The organism is Bradyrhizobium forestalis (assembly GCF_002795245.1).
Classification (GTDB): Bacteria; Pseudomonadota; Alphaproteobacteria; order Rhizobiales; family Xanthobacteraceae; genus Bradyrhizobium; species Bradyrhizobium forestalis.
Map to the genome: position 1 here is coordinate 176037 of NZ_PGVG01000009.1, position 22190 is coordinate 198226.

The 22190-nt window shown below is 63.4% G+C and carries 21 protein-coding genes; 13 read left to right on the plus strand and 8 right to left on the minus strand.

Annotated elements, in window-relative coordinates; translation table 11 throughout:
* Window positions 1-20: 20 nt before the first annotated feature.
* Complete coding sequence (locus tag CVM73_RS13795; RefSeq protein WP_100232517.1) at window positions 21-1082, plus strand: MBL fold metallo-hydrolase; 1062 nt, start codon at window positions 21-23, stop codon at window positions 1080-1082.
* Window positions 1083-1143: 61 nt separating this feature from the next.
* Here CVM73_RS13795 and aroQ read toward each other — a convergent pair whose 3' ends face one another.
* Window positions 1144-1575 carry a type II 3-dehydroquinate dehydratase gene (gene aroQ / locus CVM73_RS13800; protein ID WP_100232579.1) on the minus strand — a complete coding sequence of 144 codons (432 nt, stop codon included), beginning with the start codon at window positions 1573-1575 and terminating at the stop codon, window positions 1144-1146.
* 327 nt (window positions 1576-1902) lie between these two features.
* On the opposite strand from aroQ, the gene hemA reads away from it, so the two are divergent.
* Both hemA and CVM73_RS13815 read left to right on the plus strand, forming a co-directional pair.
* Window positions 1903-3132, plus strand: coding sequence for a 5-aminolevulinate synthase (gene hemA / locus CVM73_RS13810; protein ID WP_100232519.1), 1230 nt, complete (start codon window positions 1903-1905; stop codon window positions 3130-3132).
* 435 nt (window positions 3133-3567) lie between these two features.
* Window positions 3568-7077, plus strand: a complete 3510-nt coding sequence (locus CVM73_RS13815; protein ID WP_100232520.1) for a PAS domain-containing hybrid sensor histidine kinase/response regulator — start codon at window positions 3568-3570, stop codon at window positions 7075-7077.
* A gap of 1453 nt (window positions 7078-8530) precedes the next feature.
* Here CVM73_RS13815 and CVM73_RS13825 read toward each other — a convergent pair.
* The 4 genes from CVM73_RS13825 to CVM73_RS13840 all read right to left on the minus strand — a co-directional run bounded on the left by CVM73_RS13825 (window position 8531) and on the right by CVM73_RS13840 (window position 12846).
* A complete protein-coding gene (locus CVM73_RS13825; protein ID WP_100232521.1) occupies window positions 8531-9007 on the minus strand; it encodes a hypothetical protein in 477 nt (158 codons plus the stop codon).
* Between the two features lie 158 nt (window positions 9008-9165).
* Window positions 9166-9846 (minus strand): response regulator, encoded by a 681-nt coding sequence (locus tag CVM73_RS13830; protein ID WP_100232522.1) that lies wholly within the window; start codon window positions 9844-9846, stop codon window positions 9166-9168.
* Window positions 9847-10031: 185 nt separating this feature from the next.
* Window positions 10032-12167: a DUF294 nucleotidyltransferase-like domain-containing protein gene (locus CVM73_RS13835; RefSeq protein ID WP_100232523.1), complete on the minus strand. Its 2136-nt coding sequence runs from the start codon at window positions 12165-12167 to the stop codon at window positions 10032-10034.
* Window positions 12168-12237: 70 nt separating this feature from the next.
* Window positions 12238-12846, minus strand: a complete 609-nt coding sequence (locus tag CVM73_RS13840; RefSeq protein ID WP_146006597.1) for a hypothetical protein — start codon at window positions 12844-12846, stop codon at window positions 12238-12240.
* Window positions 12847-13132: 286 nt separating this feature from the next.
* On the opposite strand from CVM73_RS13840, the gene CVM73_RS13845 reads away from it, so the two are divergent.
* The 5 genes from CVM73_RS13845 (at window position 13133) to CVM73_RS13865 (ending at window position 16674) form a co-directional block, all read left to right on the plus strand.
* Window positions 13133-13411 (plus strand): DUF4212 domain-containing protein, encoded by a 279-nt coding sequence (locus tag CVM73_RS13845; RefSeq protein ID WP_100232525.1) that lies wholly within the window; start codon window positions 13133-13135, stop codon window positions 13409-13411.
* A 14-nt stretch (window positions 13412-13425) separates the two neighbouring features.
* Window positions 13426-15405: a sodium:solute symporter family protein gene (locus CVM73_RS13850; RefSeq protein WP_100232526.1), complete on the plus strand. Its 1980-nt coding sequence runs from the start codon at window positions 13426-13428 to the stop codon at window positions 15403-15405.
* A 158-nt stretch (window positions 15406-15563) separates the two neighbouring features.
* Complete coding sequence (locus CVM73_RS40655; protein ID WP_100232527.1) at window positions 15564-15884, plus strand: YggT family protein; 321 nt, start codon at window positions 15564-15566, stop codon at window positions 15882-15884.
* On the plus strand, window positions 15881-16204 hold the full coding sequence (locus CVM73_RS13860; protein WP_100232528.1) for a hypothetical protein: 324 nt from the start codon (window positions 15881-15883) through the stop codon (window positions 16202-16204). The genes CVM73_RS40655 and CVM73_RS13860 overlap by 4 nt, the downstream gene beginning before the upstream one ends.
* Window positions 16205-16305: 101 nt before the next feature.
* The gene (locus CVM73_RS13865; RefSeq protein WP_100232529.1) at window positions 16306-16674 is read left to right on the plus strand and encodes a hypothetical protein; all 369 of its coding nucleotides are present in this window, start codon (window positions 16306-16308) and stop codon (window positions 16672-16674) included.
* Between the two features lie 82 nt (window positions 16675-16756).
* On the opposite strand, the gene CVM73_RS40320 is transcribed toward CVM73_RS13865, so the two are convergent.
* A complete protein-coding gene (locus CVM73_RS40320; RefSeq protein ID WP_167406811.1) occupies window positions 16757-16987 on the minus strand; it encodes a hypothetical protein in 231 nt (76 codons plus the stop codon).
* Here CVM73_RS40320 and CVM73_RS13870 point away from each other — a divergent pair.
* Window positions 16962-18587, plus strand: coding sequence for an MFS transporter (locus tag CVM73_RS13870; protein WP_208639199.1), 1626 nt, complete (start codon window positions 16962-16964; stop codon window positions 18585-18587). The genes CVM73_RS40320 and CVM73_RS13870 overlap by 26 nt on opposite strands.
* Before the next feature lie 63 nt (window positions 18588-18650).
* Here CVM73_RS13870 and CVM73_RS13875 read toward each other — a convergent pair whose 3' ends face one another.
* Both CVM73_RS13875 and CVM73_RS13880 read right to left on the minus strand, forming a co-directional pair.
* Window positions 18651-19124: a secondary thiamine-phosphate synthase enzyme YjbQ gene (locus CVM73_RS13875; protein ID WP_100232531.1), complete on the minus strand. Its 474-nt coding sequence runs from the start codon at window positions 19122-19124 to the stop codon at window positions 18651-18653.
* 34 nt (window positions 19125-19158) lie between these two features.
* Window positions 19159-19674: a hypothetical protein gene (locus CVM73_RS13880; protein ID WP_100232580.1), complete on the minus strand. Its 516-nt coding sequence runs from the start codon at window positions 19672-19674 to the stop codon at window positions 19159-19161.
* Window positions 19675-20033: 359 nt separating this feature from the next.
* Here CVM73_RS13880 and CVM73_RS13890 point away from each other — a divergent pair, with 359 nt between their 5' ends.
* The 4 genes from CVM73_RS13890 to CVM73_RS13905 all read left to right on the plus strand — a co-directional run bounded on the left by CVM73_RS13890 (window position 20034) and on the right by CVM73_RS13905 (window position 22185).
* Window positions 20034-20408: an AtpZ/AtpI family protein gene (locus tag CVM73_RS13890; RefSeq protein WP_100232532.1), complete on the plus strand. Its 375-nt coding sequence runs from the start codon at window positions 20034-20036 to the stop codon at window positions 20406-20408.
* 111 nt (window positions 20409-20519) lie between these two features.
* Window positions 20520-21269: a F0F1 ATP synthase subunit A gene (locus CVM73_RS13895; RefSeq protein ID WP_100232533.1), complete on the plus strand. Its 750-nt coding sequence runs from the start codon at window positions 20520-20522 to the stop codon at window positions 21267-21269.
* A gap of 53 nt (window positions 21270-21322) precedes the next feature.
* Entirely contained in the window at window positions 21323-21553 is a 231-nt protein-coding gene (locus CVM73_RS13900) for a F0F1 ATP synthase subunit C (RefSeq protein ID WP_007599451.1), read from the plus strand.
* Window positions 21554-21618: 65 nt separating this feature from the next.
* Window positions 21619-22185, plus strand: coding sequence for a F0F1 ATP synthase subunit B family protein (locus CVM73_RS13905; protein ID WP_100232534.1), 567 nt, complete (start codon window positions 21619-21621; stop codon window positions 22183-22185).
* Window positions 22186-22190: the final 5 nt, after the last annotated feature.

The following is a 22190-nucleotide window of genomic DNA, read 5'->3' on the forward strand; positions in this document are numbered from 1 at the left end:
GCTGGGTTTAAGCGGTTAGCATGAGCTCAAAAACCGATACCGCACAGTCCTCGGCCGAGGCCCTGCGCTACCCCTGGGAACAGCACCCCGGCCCCGAACAGGTCGTCGAGGTGCGGCCCGGCGTGTTGTGGGCACGGTTGAAGCTGCCGTTCCGCCTCAACCACGTGAACATCTATCTGCTCGCCGAAGGCGACGGCTATGCCATGATCGATGCCGGCTTCGGCAACGAGGAGACGATCGAGGCCTGGACCAAGCTGTTCGATGGACCGCTGAAGGGCGTCAACATCACGCGCCTGATCGTCACCCACTCCCACCCCGACCATGTCGGTCTCGCCGGGTGGATCGTCGAGCGTTTCAGCTGCCCGCTGGTGATGTCGCAGGTCGAATATCTACAATCGGTCTATCACCAGAACCGCGGCACCGAGGAGCGGCGTGAGGCGCAGCGGCTGTTCTTCCGCCGCCATGGCATGGACGAGTCGCTCACTGAAAAGCTGCTCGGCCGCGGTCAGGACTATCTCAAGCGCGTCTCGGTGCTGCCGCCGTCCTACCGCCGCATCTCGCATGGCGACGACGTCGTGATCGGCACGCGCCGCTTCAAGGTAATCACCGGCGGCGGCCACGCGCTCGACCAGGTGATGCTGTATTGCGCCGACGACAAGCTGTTCCTCTCCGCCGACCAGGTGCTGAGCAAGATCTCGCCGAATGTCAGCGTCTGGGCGGTCGAGCCCGACCAGAACTCGCTCGGCGAATATCTCGCCTCGCTCGCCAGCCTCACCACGACGCTTCCCTACGACGTGCTGGTGCTGCCCGGCCACGGCGTGCCGTTCTACGGATTGAAGACCCGCATCAAGCAGCTCGCCGACCACCACGAGGAGCGCTGCCGCCTGATCGCGGAAGCCTGCCGCGAGGTGCCGCAAACCTCCCGCGCCTTGGTGCCTGTCGTGTTCAACAAGCACGTCCTGGACGAGCACCAGATGGGTTTTGCCGCCGGCGAGCTGGTCGCCCACGTCAACTACATGATCGTCGAGGGCCGGCTGACGGCCGAGATGCAAGACGGCGTGCTGCAGTTTCGGACGACGTGAGCGGCTCTTCGCCTCTCCCCGCGTACGGGGAGAGGGAGCGCACCGTTGCCGCGGCAGCACCTCACTTCATATTCGCGATCGCGTGCAGCGCCGCGATGTAGCCGAACGGGCCGAGCCCGCAGATCACGCCGGTCGCCACGTACGAGATCTTCGAGTGGCGATGATATTCGTCGCGGGCGTGGATGTTGGAGATGTGCACCTCCAGCACCGGGCCCTCGAATGTCTTGATCGCGTCCAGGATCGAGACCGAGGTGAAGGAGAGACCGGCCGGGTTGATGACGATGGCATCGGCGTCCTGCCGCGCCGACTGGATCAGATCGACGAGCACGCCCTCATGGTTGGACTGGTGGAAGGCAAGCTTGAGGCCGAGCTTGGCGGCGGCGTCCTCGCAGCTCGCGTTGACCTCTGCGAGCGTCGTCGTGCCGTAGATGTGCGGCTCGCGGATGCCGAGCATATTGAGGTTGGGGCCGTTGAGGATCATCACGCGCTTCATCGCGGCTTCCTTTCGCATGGGCTGTCCGACCGAACGCTGCCCCAGCCGGGCAAGGCCATGGCGTCGGCGCGACCAGTTCCGCCATCATGGACGGAGGCGGGCCATGGACAAAATGTCCACGGCTGCCCCTGCCTTCCCGGCAACCCCGGTCCCGACCGGCAGGTCCGTGTTAGGCGCTTGATCCAAATCAACAATCGCCGCCGGACCGGCGGTTATCAATTGGCACGCTCGCCTTGCCTCTAAGGTGTCCTGGCGCATAGACATTGGAGCTGGAAAAGCTCTAAAAATGAGCGGCCGTCATGGCCGGGCTCCGTTGCAGGTTTGCCGATGGATTACAATCAGTTCTTCGATTCCGCGCTCGATCGTCTCCACACCGAGCGGCGCTATCGCGTGTTCGCCGACCTCGAACGCACGGCCGGCCGGTTCCCGCATGCAGTCTGGCACTCGCCCAAGGGCAAGCGCGACGTCGTGATCTGGTGCTCCAACGACTATCTCGGCATGGGCCAGCACCCGAAGGTGGTCGGCGCCATGGTCGAGACCGCCACGCGCGTCGGCACCGGCGCCGGCGGCACCCGCAACATCGCCGGCACGCACCATCCGCTGGTCCAGCTCGAAGCCGAGCTCGCCGATCTCCACGGCAAGGAAGCCGCACTGCTGTTCACCTCGGGCTATGTCTCGAACCAGACCGGCATCCCGACCATCGCAAAACTCATTCCGAACTGCCTGATCCTGTCGGACGAGCTCAACCACAATTCGATGATCGAGGGCATCCGCCAGTCCGGCTGCGAGCGGGTCGTATTCCGCCACAACGATCTTGCGCATCTCGAAGAGCTGTTGAAAGCGGCCGGCCCCAATCGGCCGAAGCTGATCGTCTGCGAGAGCCTCTATTCCATGGACGGCGATGTCGCGCCGCTCGCCAAGATCTGCGATCTCGCCGAGACGTATGGCGCGATGACCTATGTCGACGAAGTCCATGCCGTCGGCATGTACGGTCCGCGCGGCGGCGGCATTGCCGAGCGTGACGGCGTCATGCATCGCATCGACATTCTCGAGGGCACGCTGGCCAAGGCGTTCGGCTGCCTCGGCGGCTACATCGCCGCCAATGGCCAGATCATCGACGCCGTGCGCTCCTATGCGCCGGGCTTCATCTTCACCACCGCGCTGCCGCCGGCGGTCTGCTCGGCCGCAACCGCCGCGATCAGACACCTGAAGACGTCGAGCTGGGAGCGCGAGCGCCACCAGGACCGCGCCGCCCGCGTCAAGGCGATCCTCAATGCCGCCGGCCTGCCGGTGATGTCGAGCGACACCCATATCGTGCCGCTGTTCGTCGGCGATCCCGAGAAGTGCAAGCAGGCCTCCGATCTCCTGCTCGAAGAGCACGGGATCTACATCCAGCCGATCAACTATCCGACCGTCGCCAAGGGCTCCGAGCGCCTGCGCATCACCCCCTCGCCCTATCACGACGACGGCCTGATCGATCAGCTCGCCGAAGCGCTGCTGCAAGTGTGGGACCGCCTCGGCCTGCCGCTGCGCGAGAAGTCGCTGGCGGCGGAGTAGGTCTTTCTTACCCTCCCCTGGAGGGCAGGGCGATCGCATATGGCTTGCACGATGCTGCTGCATCGGCAGTGCGCTCCCTCCCCCGCTTGCGGGGGAGGGTTGGCGAGAGGGGTGTCTCCGCGTTGGGGTTGTCGAGAATTTGCCGAGCATATCCCAGCGCGGCGAGAGCCCTCACCCGCCGCGCGCGGGACGATGCTTCGCATCGCCCGGGGCGCGTCGGCCTCTCCCGCAAGCGGGAGAGGCGGAGCAAGCCCGCGGACAGTCCCCGTGAAAGCATATGCGATCGCCCTGCCCTGGAAGGGGAGGTGCTTAACGACGCCTCCAGTTCCCGCCCCCGCCGGGCATTTCGCTGTCGCCTACACCCGTCCAACGCGCTAGGTTTACAGGGAAAATGAGAGCGGGCGCGGCCAGCGCCCAGGGAGAAGCGCGCTCGCCATGCTGCACGACTGGGGCGTGATCGCCGCCGCCTTCGGCTATATCGGCTTCCTGTTCCTGGTGGCGAGCCATGGCGACCGCCGCTCGCCGGCCGGACGCGGCCGTGCCTCCGGGCTGATCTACCCGCTGTCGCTGGCGATCTACTGTACCTCATGGACCTTCTTCGGCTCGGTCGGCTTCGCCACCCGCACCTCGACCGACTTCCTCGCGATCTATGTCGGCCCGATCCTCATGATCGGGCTCGGCGCCGGCGTGCTCCGCCGCGTGATCCAGCTCGCGAAAGCCCAAAACATCACCTCGATCGCAGACTTCATCGGCGCCCGCTACGGCAAGAACCAGGCCGTGGCGGCGACCGTCGCGCTGATCGCGATCATCGGCTCGGTGCCCTATATCGCGCTCCAGCTCAAGGCGGTCGCCTCCTCGCTCGGAACGATCCTGAGCGAAGACCAGGCCTTCTCCCACATCCCGATCCTCGGCGACGTGGCGCTGATGGTGACGCTGGCGATGGCGGCCTTCGCCGTGCTGTTCGGCACGCGGCAGACCGACGCCACCGAGCACCAGCACGGCCTGATGCTGGCGATCGCCACCGAGTCCATCGTCAAGCTGGTCGCCTTCCTCGCTGCCGGCGTCTTCGTCACCTTCTGGATGTTTTCACCGCAAGAATTGATCGAGAGCGCCATGAAGACGCCGGAGGCGGTGCGCGCGATCAACTATTCCCCATCGATCGGCAACTTCCTGACCATGACGTTGCTGTCGCTGTGCGCGATCATGCTGCTGCCGCGCCAGTTTCACGTCAGCGTGGTGGAGAATTCCTCGGACGCCGAGGTCGGCCGCGCGCGCTGGCTGTTTCCGCTCTACCTCGTCGCCATCAATCTGTTCGTGATCCCGATCGCGCTCGCCGGCCTCGTGACCTTCCCCTTCGGCACCGCCGATCCTGACATGTACGTGCTGGCCCTGCCGATGAAGGGAGGTGCGAATCTGCTCAGCGGTGCTGTCTTCGTCGGCGGACTGTCGGCGGCGACTGCGATGGTGATCGTCGAATGCGTCGCGCTCTCCATCATGGTCTCGAACGACCTCGTGGTGCCCCTGGTGCTGCAACGTCGGCCGGAGGGGCGCACCGGCGGTGCCGATTTCAGCAACTTCCTGCTGCGCTCGCGGCGGCTCGCGATCTTCGCCATCATGGTGATGGCCTATTTCTATTATCGCGCGCTCGGCAATACCCAGCTCGCGGCCATCGGTCTGCTCTCCTTTGCGGCCATCGCTCAGCTCGCCCCGAGCTTCTTCGGCGGGCTGCTCTGGCGGCGCGCGACCGCACGCGGCGCCATCGGCGGCATGCTGGTGGGCTTTGCGGTGTGGCTCTACACGCTGTTCATCCCGAGCTTCATGGATTCCTCGACGTCAGGCATCCTGCTGCTCCAGCACGGCCCGTTCGGCATCGAGGCGCTGCGGCCTCAGGCGCTGTTCGGCGCCGACCTGCCGCCCCTGATGCACGGCGTCATCTGGTCGCTGTCGCTCAACATCCTGACCTATGTGCTGCTGTCGCTGGCGCGCCGGCCGTCCTCCATCGAGCTGCTGCAGGCCGATCTGTTCGTGCCCAATACGCTCGCACCGATCTCCCCGAGCTTCCGCCGCTGGCGCACCACCGTCACCGTGCAGGACATCCAGACCACGGTGGCGCAGTATCTCGGCCCCGACCGCGCACGGCACTCCTTCGAGGCCTTCTCGGCGCGGCGAAACGTGCGGCTGGAGCCAGGAGCACCTGCCGATTTCGAGCTGTTGCAACACGCCGAGCACCTGATTGCCTCCTCGATCGGCGCGGCCTCGTCCCGCCTCGTGATGTCGCTGCTGCTGCGCAAGCGGACGGTCTCCGCCAAAGCCGCACTGAAGCTGCTCGACGACTCGCACGCGGCGCTGCATTTCAACCGCGAGATCCTCCAGACTGCGCTCAACCATGTGCGCCAGGGCATCGCCGTGTTCGATGCCGATCTGCAACTGATCTGCTCCAACCGGCAGTTCGGCGACCTCCTCAATGTGCCACCGCATTTCATCCAGTTCGGCACGCCCTTGCGCGAAATCCTGGAATTCATCGGCCTCGGTGATCCGGACGATCCGCTCGGACGCGAGGCCCTGCTGGAGCGGCGCCTTGCCGCCTACACCACCGACAGCGAGCCTTATCTCGAACGCCTGCCGGAACGCCACATGGTGATTGAAGTGCTCACCAACCGCATGCCCGGCGGCGGCTTCGTCATCACCTTCACCGATGTCACGCCCACCTTCGAAGCCGCGGAAGCGCTGGAGCGCGCCAATGCGACGCTGGAAAAGCGCGTGCGCGATCGCACCGAGGAGCTGACGCGGCTGAACTCCGAACTGGCCCTGGCCAAGAGCGCGGCGGAAGATGCCAGCATCTCCAAGACGCGTTTCCTCGCCGCCGCCAGCCACGACATTCTCCAGCCGCTGAACGCGGCGCGGCTCTATGTCACCAGCCTGGTCGAGCGCCAGCACAATGGCGAAGAGACGCGGCTGGTCGAGAACATCGACGAATCGCTGCAGGCGATCGAGGAGATCCTCGGTGCGCTGCTCGACATCTCCAGGCTCGATGCCGGCGCGATGACGACCTCGATATCGAGCTTCAAGATGGCCGATCTGATGCGCTCGCTGGAGATCGAGTTCGCGCCGATCGCGCGCGCCAAGGGCCTGGAGCTCGCCTTCGTGCCCTGCTCGCTCCCGGTCAAGTCGGACCGCCTCCTGCTGCGGCGGCTGCTCCAGAACCTGATCTCGAACGCGATCAAGTACACCCCACGCGGCCGCGTGCTGGTCGGCTGTCGCCGCCACGGCGCCTCGCTGAAGATCTGCGTCTATGACACCGGGGTCGGCATCCCCCCGGTCAAGCGCGGCGAGATCTTCAAGGAATTCCATCGCCTGGAGCAGGGTGCGCGGATCGCGCGCGGCCTGGGGCTGGGATTATCCATCGTCGAGCGGCTGGCACGCGTGCTCAATCACGGCATCGCCATCGAGGCCAATGCCAGCGGCGGCTCGGTATTCTCCGTGACGGTGCCGACGGCGAAGGCTGTCACCCACACCGCGGCCGTGACCAGCGCAACGCCGCTGGCGCGCACGCCGATCTCGGGAGCGCTGATCGTCTGCATCGAGAACGAGGCGGCGATCCTCGACGGCATGCGCACGCTGCTCAAGGCCTGGGATGCCGAGGTGATCGCGGTCGCCGACCCCGAGGGGGCGATCGCCGCGATCGAGACCGCCGGAAGACGCGTCACCGGCCTGCTGGTCGACTATCACCTCGATCGCGGCAACGGCATCGCCGCCATCCGCGAGATCCGCCGCCGCTTCGGCGACACCATCCCCGCGATCCTGATCACCGCCGATCGCAGTCCCGCCGTGCAGGTCGCCGCGCGGGACGAGAAGATCGCGGTGCTCAACAAGCCGGTGAAGCCGGCCTCGCTCCGCGCCCTGCTCGGGCAGTGGCGCACGCAGCAGATGGTGGCGGCGGAGTGAGGTGCGCTGCTCTGCTCTCTCCACATCGTCATTGCGAGCCAACGGGTCCGCGCAAAGCGCGGCCCGATGACAGGCTCCGCGAAGCAATCCAGAATCCCTCCGCGGAGAACAGTCTGGATTGCTTCGCTGCGCTCGCAATGACGGAGCAACCGCTGTCGTCCTCAAACCGGCATCTCGTTCGCAAGGCACACATTCGCCTTCTCGCGGCGCGTTTCGCCCGAGTTTTGTGCTTCTCGTCACGCCCTCCTGGAGAAAGGGCGCAGGGAAGGCCGGGTGCCGGCTGGCACCCGCGGTCCGCTGCGCGAAATGCACACGCAGGAAGAACCGCACAGCAGCATACAGGTGGAGCCGAACACACGGCCTTCCCTGCGCGATGGTCGGACGGCTTATGCCGTGCTCTCCCGGGAGCCGAGTTCCCTCTGGCCTCCCTCGCCCTCACGAAAGTCACCGGCACCGCGCCGGTTGGCGCAGATGCCGCATCCGCAAGCGCTTGACCGTAGCAACGACGGCCAGGACCACACGGTTTTGCCGTTACGCACTAGGGCCGTTCGTACAACGCGGCTTGCGAGACGCTCACGGGGCTCGGCTCAATCCATCACCCCGCCCTGCGTCTCCCATCCGCGACGGCGCCATGCGTCCACCGCAGCCCGATCCGCGGCTCGTGACGACGTACGACCGCCCCTTTTCGCTGGATCAGGATGGGCGACACATACGACAAATCCGAATTTCGGTAAAGGGGAATATCTTGGTGAAGGCGGATTGACCTATCCTTTGCTGTTTTGCCCGCAGGCAACCCAAGACCTTGGGTGACGCTAGGCCGCGGACTAACACAGATGCTTCAAAAAACGCCACCCGATGTCCGCTCATCCTGCAACACCGTCGCCGAATCGGGCATCGTCGGACTTCCGGGTCGGGCCAGAAGGCGACATCCCAGGCATAGTCTGCTATGAAAGAGGACAGCGGGGACTGGCCATAGGAATGGTCGTGAAGACGTATATTCGTGCCGAGATTTCGAGGTGGATTTCTGACGATTTTCCTGGGTTCGTGGAATGCCGGTTCGCCGATAGGTCGGGCGCGGAATGGGTGATTGTAGGGAAGGCGCCGGTTCTGTGTGATGGAGACCTCCGGTCCGACAGCCAATTTCCTCGGCCCATTCTTATTGCATGCGAAGTCATAGCGAGACGACAAGATGGTGCTGGGCGCCAAATCGTTGACATCACTATTGAGGCCCCTTGGGGCATATCAGCGTCAGATGGTACGACCAGCTTCCAACTGTACGCTGAGCAGCTGCAATCTGGACCCGAATAGCACCTAGCAGCCTTCGTCCGGTTCGGGTCAGTCGCGACTGTTGGGCCCCACCTGTCGAGGTCCGCTTTACCTCCTGCTTCGGAAGCGGAAGTCGCTCATGGCCAACAGACCCGCTGGGCCGGGAGCGGACATGCCGCAGCGGCGACTACTTTGGCTGCCAACGAACCAGCATCTCGGGCTTCGACGTTTCGCCGACCGGCCAGATGTGCAGCTCATATCGGTCGTTCCCTTGAAGCGCATTCACACTTGCAAGCCCAAACGAGAAGAATGCTGCACCATGAAATCCGGGTGAGACGGCAATTGGATAGGCTTCCCGCCAATAGTCAGAGCAGCCTGCGACTATCAACCGACCATCCGTTGTGAACAGTCCGGCCTTCACGGCGTGGTCGGAGCGCGCAACCTGATCTGTCAGATCGGGAGCAGCGTCGTGCGAGACCACGCGGATTGGCACTGTTGTGTTTCGTTCGGTAGCGAAACCCAAAATGCGTTCGCACGCGATGAAGCGGTCTGCCAGCACGCTCGGCGCCTTCCAGGCATCCGACCAATCATCGCTCACCTTGGGATCAGCGAGGTAGACCTGGAAATAGTCTGCGAATATTTGCAGCTCGGTGTCCGCACCCATATCCCGCGCTCCGATCAAAGCCTTCAATAAACGCTGTGAAGAGAGCCCGCAACGGTGGCAAGGTCGGCTTAGGGTCAAAACCCGGCGAAGCATGAACGCGCCGAATCAGTCCGCTTCGCTCTCAAGACCGGACATCGGCGAGTAAGCGAGCAAGCGCCTTACCCCGTCGGCGTGCCCTGCTTCCATTGGCCACCGGCGATCTTCGCGGCCGCAATCACCGCCTGCGTCCGGCTCTCGACGCCGAGCTTCTGCAGGATCGCCGAGACATGGGCCTTGATGGTGGCCTCGGAGACGCCGAGCTCGTAGGCGATCTGCTTGTTGAGAAGACCTTCCGACAGCATCATCAGGACCCGAACCTGCTGCGGCGTCAGCGTCACCAGGCGGTCGCGCAGGCGGGTCATGTCGGGGTCGGCGGCGGCGGACAGATCTGTATCGGCGGGAACCCAGATGTCGCCTTCCATCACCTTGAGGATGGCGTCACGCAGGGTCTCGACCCCGAACCGCTTGGGGATGAAGCCGGACGCGCCGAAATCCAGCGAGCGGCGGATCGTGGCGCTGTCGTCGGAGGCCGAGACGATCACGACCGGAATCGCCGGATATTGCGCGCGCAAATAGATCAGGCCGGAAAAGCCGGAGATCCCGGGCATCGAGAGATCGAGCAGGACCAGGTCGACCTCGGAGGTCTGTTCCAGGAGCTTGGTCAGATCCTCGAAGGAGCCGGCCTCGTCGATCCTGGCTGCGGTCAGAACGCCGGCCACCGCCTGCCGCAGCGCATCGCGGAACAGCGGATGGTCATCAGCGATGACGAGGTGGGTGTTTGCAGGGGATGTTGCAGTCATCTGTTCCGCACGCCGACGAGAGATCGGGAAAGCATACCAACTCGTTGCTGATCAAACAGCAATTTGCAATTGTTCACTGTCTGGACCGGTCTTGCAAGGCAACCTTCCGCCCCTGGTCGCGAGGCAGTTAATGCAGGCGTGAACCGGCTGATGCTGCAGCGCAAAAAAAAGACCGGCGGATCTCCTCAATCCCTGAACAGAAGGTCTCGGGTCAAGTCATCAATCATGGTGACCGCTTCAAGCGCTGCCCTCAATCGCTCGCGGTCGGGGGCCGACAATCGCTTTACCAAGACCGCATTGGAGGGCGGCGTTCCCTGCGCCACATCCACGATCTGTTGCGCCACGATCAGCTCCAGAAAGACGCCATGGGCCTCGTCGAGCGCATCGAGATCGGTCTCGCCGCGGCCAACCACGGCCTTCACGCCGGCGAGTCGCTGCGGTGTCGACCGGCCCATTACATGGTAGCGGATTGCCATCGCACGCGCTGCAGCGACCAGGCCGAACAGTCCGGCTGCCTTCAGGTCGATACGGCCGCCTTCGGTGCGGATGCCACCGAAGAATTTCAGGCTCCTGGGGACGCTGATCCCATCGACCAGAAGCTTGGCGAATGCGACCTGCCCCTCGGCTGCCGCGAAGGCAGCCTGCCTGACGGAGACGGCAAGGCTGCCGTCGCCGTGAACGGCCCGCAGGTCGAAGAAGATATCCACCGACAGCAGATCCTTTGGATTGGCGCGCCAGACCCAGTGTTCGATGCGGTCCCGCCAGGTCGCTACCGAGCCGCGCCAGGGCGGGTTTTTCGCCATGACGCCACCCCTGCAATACGGCACACCGGCCTCATGCAGAATATCTGCGACGTGCGCTCCGAACGCCGCAAACCAGCGATCCTCGTCGCCTCCCGGTTCGCCTCGCTCGAAAATCACGGCATTGTCCTGATCCAACGCCAGCAGGCTTTCGCCGCGTCCGGCAGACCCGAGCACGACCAGCGTGTATGGCGACGGGGGGGCGCCCTCGCCGCGCTCCCGCATGAGCCGCTCGGCAATCACAGCGGCCTGACGGGTGAGGGCGCAGAGTTCGCTGGAAATCACGTCCGCAATCTGACGGCCGGACAATGCTTCCGCAAAAAGCACCTCCGCGACCCGCGGCAGCTTCGCCCAGGCAACCGCCAGCGCGTGCGTGTCCGAGGCATCCTCGATCTCGTCCCCGAGCGATATGGCCTCCCCTGCCCGCAGACGCAGCAGGTCCCGCGCGGACAACGCACCGACCACGCGGCCGGCCTCATCGACAACGCCTAGATGACGGGTCTTGAGGCGATTCATCCGGCCAATCGCGCGATAGACAAGCGCGTCCTCAGCAACCGACGCCAGCGGCTTGCTCATGATCCGGTGCACCGGCAGCTCGAGCGCTGGGGCACCGAGGCTGGCGATCGCCCGCAGCACGTCGCGCTCGGTGACGATTCCCGCCTCGACGGCCTTGACGTCATCCGCGGCCGCATCCGGCGCGCTGATGTACACAGCCGATATTCTCTCGCTCGTCATTCGCGACAGGGCACCGCTTACCGAAACATCCGCCCCGACGAAAATGGCCGGAGACCGCATGATGTCGCGGTTGCGGTGACGGTAGGCATAGGCGTCAAACCGCTTCAGCGCTTGTTCTGCATCGATGCGGGCCGTCGCTTCGACCGCCTCGATCCAGCCCATCCGCACCTGATCATCGAGCACGGCAGTGAGCGCACGACAGGACCGCTCGGCTTGAGCAAGGGTACGGATACCATGCTCCCGCAGCCTCGGCAGCAGCGCCAGGAATACCCGTGCCGTCGTGATCGCATCGCCGAGGGCGGAGTGCCGACCGACCACGTCGATGCCAAGCCAGGTCGCCAGGTTCTCCAGCTCATATCCGCCCAGTTCCGGCGCAACGATCTCTGCGAGCAGCCTGGTATCGAGCGTTCGAGGCCGGGACCATGGCAATCCCGCCAGATCGCATTCGCGCTTCAGGACCGCGAGATCGAAACCGATCATGTGCCCGATGACGACAGTCCGGCCGAGGAACGCTTCGAAACGCGGCCAGATATCTGCGAACAGCGGCGATTCAGCGACCGTGGCATCGTCGATGCCGTGAATGCGCGTCGTCTCGGGGGGGATCGGTTGATCGGGCGGCCGCAGCAATTGAACAAACGAACCGCCATCGACCAGCTTGCCGGCCGACAGACGGACGCCGGCAAGCTCGATCACCCGTGCCTTGCGTGGGTCGAGCCCGGTGGTTTCGGCATCGATGACAACGGCGTCGAGCGACAAAAGCGGGGCAGCACCACTCGTCCTTTCCATTGTCCTCCCCTCGGAAAGCCGGACGTGCGATGCCGGCCGACAACCGGGCACCGGCAGAGGCCGGGCGGTCCTACTCCAGCAGCGTGTTGGTCACCGCAGCCGCATCGATGCGATCAACCAATTCGTCGTGGATGTTGCAAAGACTGACACGCAGGTAGTTGCGCGTCGTCTCGAAATCCCGTCCGCGCAGCTTTTCGTGGATCGGCATCATGGCAAAATAGGACTCCGCCAGCGGCTCGGGAATGTCCATCACGCGCTTGGGCGCATGCCCGCCGGCGAGGTCGAGCCGATGCTCCAGCTCGCGCCGCGCCTGCAGCCAGGCGACCTCGCCAATCGACGGCGGCACTGGATAGCGATCAAAAACCGAAAGGACGACGAGGATCATCTGGTCGAGAACCGCCCTGCGCTGCATCCCGGCGTGTGGGCGCAACACCCCATCGACCATCTCGCCGACCATCGCAAGCCCAAGCGGATAGGCCTGCCAGCGCGCATATTCGACCGCCTTTGCAAACCCTTCCTCGGCAAACAGGACCTTGGCGTAATGGCCGGCGCGGGCGCGCGAGTATTCGTAGATACCTTTCTGCGCGATGAACGCAGATTGTGCGTCGATGAAATCCGCGAGCTCCTGCCGCGTGCGAATCGGTGGACGGGGACGAAACAACTTTTCGAACAGCTTCATTGCAGCCTTTTCCTGCCAGACGGGCCGGGTCACTTTCGCCCCTCAGCCCGCATCTGCAAAGCTCCATGTTCAGTGCGGCGTAGCCGTTAGCAGGCGCAACAAATTTTCCCGACAAAAGTATAATAAGCGGTTGCCACCTACGGTGTTAGCCTCGCGCTACTTCCAAATTGGCATAAGACCAGTTGAAGCAGCGGCGCGGGGGACGCCGCATTGATGGGATTGCAGTCCCTCGATCTTTAATCCCGGCGCATTTGCGGACCGGGTTTTTAGGGAGGATTTGCAACCAATGACCGACCAGACAAACCTGAAAGAAAGAGAGGTAGCGCACTGGGCGAAGACCTCGCGCCTAATGTTCACGCATCTCGCCATCTGGTTCTTCTTCGGCTTCATCATCCACATGTTCGTGGTGCCGCTCAACAGGATCATCATCCCGGTCCTCGGTTTCCCGCTTGGCTTCTATATGGCGGCGCAGGGATCGCTCATTGTGTTCGTGGTGATGCTGTTCATGTTTGCGAAGCAGCAGGACAAGATCGACCGCGAATTCGATTTCGCTGAGGACGATTGAGGGGGGAAGAGACCATGGCTACTCAAGCCGCTACGAGCAGCTCGGACTTCATCAAGAATCTGGGCAAGATGTATGGCACCTACACAGGTGGGTTCCTCGCATTCATCCTGTTCCTCGCAATTCTCGAGCAGGTCGGCGTTCCCAACAGGATCCTCGGCTACCTGTTCGTGTTTTTTACACTCGCGGTCTACGCCATCATCGGGGTCATGACGCGAACCGCACAGGTCTCGGAGTATTACGTCGCCGGCCGGCGCGTCCCTGCTTTCTACAACGGCATGGCGACGGGCGCCGACTGGATGTCAGCGGCATCGTTCGTCGGCATGGCGGGCACACTGTTCTTGCTTGGCTATGACGGCCTCGCCTGGGTGCTTGGCTGGACTGGCGGGTTTGTGCTGGTGTCCATCCTGATTGGGCCCTACCTGCGCAAGTTCGGTGCCTATACGGTGCCCGACTTCCTGTCCTTCCGTTACGGCGGCAATTTTGCGCGATTTCTCGGCGTGATCGTGCTGGTTGCCTGCTCCTTCACCTATGTCACGGCGCAGATTTACGGCACCGGCCTTATTGCATCGCGATTCCTCGGCATGCAGTTCGAAGTCGCGGTATTCGCGGGGCTGGTCGGAATCCTGCTCTGCGCCATGTTGGGTGGTATGCGGGCGGTTACCTGGACGCAGATCGCGCAATACGTCGTGCTGATCATAGCCTATCTGACACCGATCGTGATCCTGTCCATCAAGAAATATGGAATTCCGATCCCGGAACTCACCTACGGACAGGCAATCGCGGATATCACCGCGCGAGAGCAGCAAATGCTGGCGACGGGTCTGGCGACAGCCGCGGCGCTCAAGCCGCATATCCAGCCCTTCATCAACTATAGCCCGCTCAACTTCTTCGCGATCATCATGTGCATGATGGTCGGCACGGCTTCGCTGCCGCATATCCTCATGCGCTATTTCACCACCCCGTCGGTGCGTGAGGCGCGCCAATCCGTGGCGTGGTCGCTGTTGTTCATCTTCCTGCTGTACTTCTCGGCGCCAGCCTACGCGGCGTTCTCGAAGCTGGAAGTCTATACCAACATCATCGGCAGGGACCTGTCGGCCATTCGTCCATGGCTGTTCACTTGGGGCGAACTCGGGCTGATCCAAATCTGCGGCAAGAACGCCACCAATATCGATGCCATCATTGCGGCCTGCAAGGCGGTCGCCGGACATCCCGGCGTCGTGAGGCTGCAGGACTTCGTCATCAATACGGACGTGATCGTGCTTTCCACGCCGGAAATCGCGGGCCTTCCGTATGTGATTTCGGGTCTCGTGGCGGCCGGAGGTCTCGCCGCAGCGTTGTCCACCGCTGACGGGCTGCTGCTCGCCATCGCGAACGCGCTGTCGCATGACATCTACTACAAGATGATCGACCCGAACGCGCCGACCATGCGCCGTCTCACGGTGGCGCGCGCTCTTCTGGTGGGCGTCGCCGTGATCGCGGCCGCGACGGCCGCCACCAAGCCTGCGGACATCCTGGCCATGGTCGGCTGGGCGTTCTCGCTTGCAATGGCGGGCAATTTCCCGGCGCTCGTGATGGGCGTCTGGTGGAAACGCACGACGGCGGCCGGTGCGATCTGCGGCATCATCGCCGGCTTCGGCCTGTGCCTGTTCTACCTGGTGACGACCCGGTATTTCCCGGGTGCCGGCGTCAAATATTTCGGCATGACGTCACTGACCAACCCGCTGACAGGAGCGCCGCTGGTCGATATTGCCAAAGCCATGGCGCTGCCCAACGCGATGGAGAGCTTCCCGACGCTCGCGCACCCGCTGGCCAACAAGGTCGGCTGGTTCGACCTTACCAACATCGCCTGCGGACTCCTCGGGGCACCGCTCGGCTTCCTCGTCATCTATATCGTCAGCAAGCTCGGCCGGGAGCCGTCAAGGGAAATGCAGGCCTATGTTGATGACATCAGGAGGCCGCGAGGCAGAACGGTGCTTGAGGAAAAGACCACCTGAGGTATCGCAGCACTTCATTATCGGCAGATGGGGCCCCTCGGGCCCCATCTTTGTTTGCCGCGCAACGTCTGTCTTGTCGGGACACGCGCCCCTTGCCATTGTCGTGCAAGAGGCAGGTTGCGAAGATTGAGCTGCCCGGCTGCGAGGGGAAACGTCCTTTGGATACCGCAACGTCACTTGCTTCGTATTGGTACTTTCATCTGCCCAATTTCCTGCTCGCGGCATTGATGTACACATTGCTTGGCCGCGTCCTGCTTGGTCTGATGGTCGATGCGGACTCGCCGAACTACATCTGGCGATTCTTTTGTCGAATCACCGATCCCGTCGTAGCGGTCGTCGCAGTTGTGACACCGAAGGCAACCCCACCGGTGGTGCTGTGGCTGTTCGGATTCGTCTGGCTGTTCTGGCTGCGGGTCGCGTTTCACTACACATTGCTGCTGCTCAATCTCGCCCCCCGATTTGGCGGAGCGGCCTCATGAGCCGCAGTTTCTATTTCATCGGAATTGCATTTTTCGGAATGATCAACGGCATCTTCAACCAGCTGTCGCTGATCTTCACGCTCCTGTACGCGCAGATGCTCGCCGGCCCGCTGCTTTTCGGAAGTCTGTCGCTGACGCTGATGTTCGCATCGCTGATGGTCTCGACCGCCACCGTCATTCTTGGCGGAATTCCGGCGGCGATCTACGAGCGGGTCACCGGCGCGGCGGAATCGAACAGCGTCTCACTCTGGATATGGCTTGCTGGCACCGCAATCCTCTCGCTTCCGGCTGTCGGGAACTTTCTCAAGATCGGACTGTAGCCGCTGAAGCGGCGTTGAGGACGGGTCGCGCCGGCGCTACGCTGGAACCAGCTCCTCAATCCGATGTGGCGGGTCAATTTCGATCGACGGAGTAGCGGCTCATGGAAGAGATGCGCCGTATCGCATATGAGACTGTGTTGCGCGCATGCGGGTTCGCTTCGCTCGCCATCTTCTGCGTCATGATCGGCCTGTCCTTCCTCCCGCGCATCGCGTTTCAGGCGGGAGGCTTTCTGAGCATGGCAATGACTCTTGTCCTCGCCTTCAAGGCCCGCGAAGCCCGAACCAAGGATCATCGCCGGACCGAGATGTGGCTCTATCTTCCCAAGGAGCACCGTCCGCCCCAAGCCCATGCGCAGAAGACGATTTCAACGGTCATGCGCGAGACCTATCTGCTGTTCGCGTGCTGGACCGCGATCGTCTCCATCGTGATGTGGACGGTCGCGTTGATCTTCTCCCTGATTGGACTTTAGTCTGACTTCATCATCTCTGCCGATCCGCGCAGGTATCTTGCGGCCGTCTTATCGACAGGATTTCGGCGCAATCGCTCCGATATCAGACGTACTCGCCGTTTGCGTGTAATCCAAAAGTCGGTCCAGCCGAAAGTACTATTGGGCCGGACGCGGCAAACATGTAAGTGCTCGCTCCGATTAACTGCGCGCCTGCATGGCGCAGATCAGTATTCGAATCCAAAAAAGACAAGCGGGAGCGAATCGGAATGACGACAATAACTGCGACATCGGCACCAGGCAGCGCCGGCATGACGAAGGACGAACGTTTCGTCATTCTCGCCTCCTCGCTCGGTACTGTCTTCGAGTGGTACGACTTCTACCTCTACGGTTCGCTCGCCTCGATCATCGGCGTGCAGTTCTTCTCGGACTATCCGCCGGCCACCCGCGACATCTTCGCGCTGCTGGCGTTTGCCGCCGGCTTCCTGGTGCGGCCGTTCGGCGCGATCGTGTTCGGCCGTATCGGCGACATCGTCGGCCGCAAATACACCTTCCTCGTCACCATCCTGATCATGGGTCTGTCGACCTTCATCGTCGGCCTGCTCCCCAGCGCGGCAACCATCGGCATCGCGGCCCCGATCATCCTGATCGCGCTGCGCCTCGCCCAGGGCCTGGCGCTCGGCGGCGAGTATGGCGGCGCGGCGACCTATGTCGCGGAGCACGCTCCGCACGGCAAGCGCGGCTACTACACCTCCTTCATCCAGACCACGGCGACGCTCGGCCTGTTCCTGTCGCTGCTGGTGATCCTGTTCACCCGCACCGCGACCGGCGAGGCCGACTTCGCGAAGTGGGGCTGGCGCATCCCGTTCCTGGTCTCGGTGCTGCTGCTTGGAGTCTCGGTCTGGATCCGGCTTCGCCTCAATGAATCGCCGATCTTCCAGAAGATGAAGGACGAGGGCAAGGGCTCGAAGGCGCCGCTGACGGAGGCCTTCGGCAACTGGCAGAACGGCAAGCTCGTGCTGCTCGCGCTGCTCGGCGGCGTGATGGGCCAGGGCGTGGTTTGGTACACCGGCCAGTTCTACGCGCTGTTCTTCCTGCAATCGATCCTGAAGGTCGACGGCTATACCGCCAACCTGCTGATCGCCTGGTCGCTGTTGCTCGGCACCGGCTTCTTCGTCGTGTTCGGCATGCTGTCCGACAGAATCGGCCGCAAGCCGATCATCCTCGGCGGCTGCCTGATCGCGGCGCTGACCTTCTTCCCGATCTTCAAGATGATCACCACCAACGCCAACCCGGCGCTGGAAAAGGCCATCGAGCAGGTCAAGGTTGAGGTGGTGGCCGATCCCAAAGGCTGCGGCGACCTGTTCAACCCGGTCGGCACCCGCGTCTTCAGCGCGCCCTGCGATACCGCACGCGCCTTCCTGTCGCAGTCGTCCGTCAAGTACTCGACGAGCTACGGCGCCGCCGGGTCAGGCGTGAAGGTCGTGGTCAACGGCAAGGACGTGCCCTACACCGATGCCAAGACGGGTAATCCCGCGATCACGGCGGCGGTGCAGGCGGCCGGCTATCCGAAGGCGGGCGACGCCGCCATCGTGAAGATGGCGCATCCGTTCGACATCTTCCGCCCGCAGGTGGCGGCGATCATCGGCCTGCTGTTCGTCCTCGTGGTCTATGTCACCATGGTGTACGGCCCGATCGCGGCGATGCTGGTCGAACTGTTCCCGACCCGCATCCGCTACACCTCGATGTCGCTGCCCTACCACATCGGCAACGGCTGGTTCGGCGGCCTCCTGCCCGCCACCGCCTTCGCCATCGTGGCCTCGACCGGCGACATCTATGCCGGCCTCTGGTACCCGATCATCTTCGCGGCGATCACCGTCGTGATCGGATTCCTGTTCCTGCCGGAGACCAAGGACGTCGACATCAAGGCGACCTGATCGACAGCACGATCGACGACACGAACCGGCCGCGGTCTCCGCGGCCGGTTTTGTTTCGAGCGCTTACTGATTGCTGCCGATGAACTGCAGCACGATCTCTCGGCGGTGCGGGCGGCTGCGATGCTCGATCAGATAGATCGCCTGCCAGGTGCCGAGCGCAAGCTTGCCGTTCAGGACCGGGACCTGGAGCGAGGTCCCCGTCAGCATCGTCTTGATGTGCGCCGGCATGTCGTCAGGTCCCTCGGTCTCATGGATCCATCCGGCGTTCTCCGGTGCGAGCCGTGACAGTGCCGTGGTGAGATCGACCAGCACGGAGGGATCGGCATTCTCCTGGATCGTCAGCGAGGCCGAGGTGTGGCGGATGAACAGCGTCAGCGCGCCCTCGCGCGCGTGCGCCTCGGCGATGAATTTTGCGGCTTCGCTGGTGAGATCGGTGAAGCCACGGCCCGATGTCTGCACGGTCAGCAGCGACGACGAGATCGTGGTGACTTGCACGGACGATGCTGCCGAGCGTGTGACGGATTTGGCTGATGTCATCAAAAATCCCTCAACTCCGGAGGCTCGTCACGCGTCAAATTTTCCCCGACACGTCCTTCTGCACGCGGTGGGCCATGTCGATCAGCCGCCGCCAAGCCTTCTCCAGGAACGACATCACGCGATCGACGTCCTGGTCGCTCGGCAGCGGGATCTCGATCTTGCGCTCGCCCTCGGCGACCTTGGGCTCGGCCTTCTTCAGCGGGTCGGATTCCGGCAGCGCCTCGTCGATCTTGCCCGAGACCGTCGGCCCCGCCGCGAGCTGTCCCTTCAGCCTCTCGACCTCGGCCTGGAGCCTGCCGATCTCGGCGTCGAGTGCGGTCCGCTCGTCAGGCACCGCGTAGCACGCCCAGCCGGCGCCGTTCTTGGTGCAGGTCGATACCGTGCCGGTGCGCGTGTCGAGCCGCAGCACGCCCTCGGGGATGGGTGTCATGCTGTAGCGACCATTTTCGCCGTCGGGCGCCGATTGCGCAGCCACGAGGCCGCCGCCGAACATCATCACTGCGGCAGCCGCCGCTAGCCATGATGTTGTGGATGACGTCGCTGGTCTCATCGCTGTCTCCGCCACGGCGCTGCTGCGGCTTCTGCGCAATTCTACACCCCCATCGGGCGGTCCGCCGCCAAAAACCCGCCCCTGAGCTCAACGAACCCGATGGCTTCTTTGATCCCGGCCGTGCGGCGAAAGGACAGCTGTGTCCGCCGATCGTGAGTAGACCTGCTGCGGTGCGGCGTCACGCTGTGTGCAGCGCTGCACCGCGCGCCGATATCATAAGACAAATCAAATACATAACAGAAAGCGACGCAATCGTGACTTGGCTTGACTTGATTATGGGCCATCAGTATGGTCCGCGCGGCTTTTGAGGGTGGCGGGCGTAATTTCCATTTGGCCGCAGCGTTTCGGGTCTTTGTCGCATGGCACAGAGCACGGGACACGGTGAGAGTGGAGATCGCGATAGATCGTCCGAGGAAGCTGCGCTTTCCGAACGGCTCGGAAATCTCGATCAGCGGTTGTCCGAATTGCGCGACCGCCGGATCAAGACCGAGCAACCCGCAGGTGACGGTGAGGACAGAGCGGCCAGAGCCTCGGCGATGGCGCTTGGCTTCCGGTTATCCTCCGAGTTGGTCGCCGGTGTCGCTGTCGGAGCGGGGATTGGCTGGGGGTTCGACCGCTTGCTGTCGACGTCGCCTTTCGGGTTTATCGTGTTCCTGTTGCTGGGCTTCGTCGCCGGCGTGGTGAATGTGGTGAGAACGGCGGGCGCGGGTCAAAACAGGCGCGGTGATTCGTAGGCGATCCCACCAGGAGAGGAATGATCGTGCCGGCCTCGCCGGTACGGGCCGGCCCGGCCGGCAGACCGAGACCCGCCGGCATTGCCCGGCAGACCAAGAGATGCCGCGCTGATGAAAATCGACCCGATCCACCAGTTCAACATCGAGCCTCTCTTCACCCTGGGCCATATCGGCAATCACACGATCGCCTTCACCAATTCGTCGCTCTACATGCTGGTGGCGGTGGCGATCATCTCGATCCTGATGCTTGCCAGCGGCACGCAGCTGGTTCCCGGGCGCCTGCAGTCGGTCGCCGAAATCTCCTACGAATTCGTCGCCTCGACCATCCGTTCGACGGCCGGCGCGGAAGGCATGAAGTTCTTCCCGCTGATCTTCTCGCTGTTCATGTTCATCTGCGTCTCGAACCTGGTCGGCATCATCCCCTACACCTTCACGGTGTCGAGCCATCTGATCGTCACCGCGGCGCTCGCGCTTCTGGTCTTCTTCACCGTCCTGATCTACGGCGTCGCCAAGAACGGCCTGAAATTCTTCAAGATCTTCGTTCCCCACGGCGTCCCCATCTACATCCTGCCGCTGGTCATGTTCATCGAGGTCCTGTCGTTCTTCCTGCGGCCGGTCTCCCACAGTGTCCGTCTCTTCGCCAACATGCTGGCCGGCCACATCGCGCTGAAGGTGTTCGCAGGCTTCGTCGCCATGCTCGGCTTCTCGCTCGGTGCCATCGGCTGGGTCGGCGGCGTGCTGCCGCTGGCGCTCACGGTCGCGCTGACCTCGCTCGAGATCCTGGTCGCGTTCCTCCAGGCCTATGTGTTCGCGATCCTGACCTGCATCTATCTCAACGACGCCATTCATCCGGGACACTGAGCGGTCCGGGGAATTTCCACCCACAACCCCATCTTTCTTCCAAGGAGTCTAAAATGGATCCGGCAGCAGCAAAACTTATCGGCGCGGGCATCGCGTGCATCGGCATGGGCGGTGCGGGCGTCGGCGTGGGCGTGATCTTCGGCAACTACCTCGCCGCAGCCGTGCGCAATCCGTCGGCCGCTCAGGGGCAGTTCGGCAACCTGATCTTCGGCTTCGCCGTGACCGAAGCGCTCGGCATCTTCTCGCTGCTGATCGCGCTGCTGCTGCTGTTCGTTCCGCTCTGAGGACGACGTTTTTCGCGCCGTTCCAGAATCTGGGGCGGCGCGCGTGACAGCAACAGGAGAACTCCATGGCTGAGAGTCATGGCGGCGCGAAAGGTCCGGCGGCGGGCGCTCACACCGAGGCTGACGGTGGTCACCACGGTGGCGGTTTTCCGCCGTTCGAGAGCAGCAGCTTTGCTTCACAGCTGGTGTCGCTCGCGATCTTCTTCGTCCTGCTTTACGTGATCGTGTCCAAGCTCGCTCTGCCGCGCATCGGCGGTGCGATCGAGGCGCGTCAGAACAAGATCGAGGGCGACCTCGCTGAAGCGCAGAAGCTGAAGGACCAGTCCGAGGCGGCGCTGAAGGCTTATGAAGGCGAGCTCGCTTCGGCGCGTTCGCGGGCGCAGGCGATCGGCAACGAATCCCGCGACAAGGCGAATGCGCAGGCGGACGTCGAGCGCAAGGCGCTGGAAGAACAATTGGCGGCCAAGCTAGCCGAGGCGGAGAAGACCATCGCCTCGACCCGCGTAGCCGCCATGAGCAACGTCCGCGGCATCGCGGCCGATGCGGCAGGCCAGATCGTGCGGCAGCTCACCGGCGTCGTTCCCGACGTCGCGTCGGTCAATGCCGCGGTCGATGCGTCCTTGAAGGGTTAGTCGAG

Excerpts from the sequence above, each read along its gene's own strand:
- CVM73_RS13865 (WP_100232529.1), top strand. The coding sequence starts at position 16,306 with ATGGAAGAGATGCGCCGTATCGCATATGAGACTGTGTTGCGCGCATGC.
- CVM73_RS13890 (WP_100232532.1), top strand. The coding sequence starts at position 20,034 with ATGGCACAGAGCACGGGACACGGTGAGAGTGGAGATCGCGATAGATCG.
- CVM73_RS13825 (WP_100232521.1), bottom strand. The coding sequence starts at position 9,007 with ATGGGTGCGGACACCGAGCTGCAAATATTCGCAGACTATTTCCAGGTC.
- CVM73_RS13840 (WP_146006597.1), bottom strand. The coding sequence starts at position 12,846 with ATGAAGCTGTTCGAAAAGTTGTTTCGTCCCCGTCCACCGATTCGCACG.
- CVM73_RS13830 (WP_100232522.1), bottom strand. The coding sequence starts at position 9,846 with ATGACTGCAACATCCCCTGCAAACACCCACCTCGTCATCGCTGATGAC.
- CVM73_RS13845 (WP_100232525.1), top strand. The coding sequence starts at position 13,133 with ATGACCGACCAGACAAACCTGAAAGAAAGAGAGGTAGCGCACTGGGCG.
- CVM73_RS13870 (WP_208639199.1), top strand. The coding sequence starts at position 16,962 with ATGACGAAGGACGAACGTTTCGTCATTCTCGCCTCCTCGCTCGGTACT.
- CVM73_RS13905 (WP_100232534.1), top strand. The coding sequence starts at position 21,619 with ATGGCTGAGAGTCATGGCGGCGCGAAAGGTCCGGCGGCGGGCGCTCAC.
- CVM73_RS13900 (WP_007599451.1), top strand. The coding sequence starts at position 21,323 with ATGGATCCGGCAGCAGCAAAACTTATCGGCGCGGGCATCGCGTGCATC.
- CVM73_RS13860 (WP_100232528.1), top strand. The coding sequence starts at position 15,881 with ATGAGCCGCAGTTTCTATTTCATCGGAATTGCATTTTTCGGAATGATC.
- CVM73_RS13875 (WP_100232531.1), bottom strand. The coding sequence starts at position 19,124 with ATGACATCAGCCAAATCCGTCACACGCTCGGCAGCATCGTCCGTGCAA.
- aroQ (WP_100232579.1), bottom strand. The coding sequence starts at position 1,575 with ATGAAGCGCGTGATGATCCTCAACGGCCCCAACCTCAATATGCTCGGC.
- CVM73_RS13850 (WP_100232526.1), top strand. The coding sequence starts at position 13,426 with ATGGCTACTCAAGCCGCTACGAGCAGCTCGGACTTCATCAAGAATCTG.
- hemA (WP_100232519.1), top strand. The coding sequence starts at position 1,903 with ATGGATTACAATCAGTTCTTCGATTCCGCGCTCGATCGTCTCCACACC.
- CVM73_RS13880 (WP_100232580.1), bottom strand. The coding sequence starts at position 19,674 with ATGAGACCAGCGACGTCATCCACAACATCATGGCTAGCGGCGGCTGCC.
- CVM73_RS40320 (WP_167406811.1), bottom strand. The coding sequence starts at position 16,987 with ATGACGAAACGTTCGTCCTTCGTCATGCCGGCGCTGCCTGGTGCCGAT.
- CVM73_RS13815 (WP_100232520.1), top strand. The coding sequence starts at position 3,568 with ATGCTGCACGACTGGGGCGTGATCGCCGCCGCCTTCGGCTATATCGGC.
- CVM73_RS13795 (WP_100232517.1), top strand. The coding sequence starts at position 21 with ATGAGCTCAAAAACCGATACCGCACAGTCCTCGGCCGAGGCCCTGCGC.
- CVM73_RS13895 (WP_100232533.1), top strand. The coding sequence starts at position 20,520 with ATGAAAATCGACCCGATCCACCAGTTCAACATCGAGCCTCTCTTCACC.
- CVM73_RS13835 (WP_100232523.1), bottom strand. The coding sequence starts at position 12,167 with ATGGAAAGGACGAGTGGTGCTGCCCCGCTTTTGTCGCTCGACGCCGTT.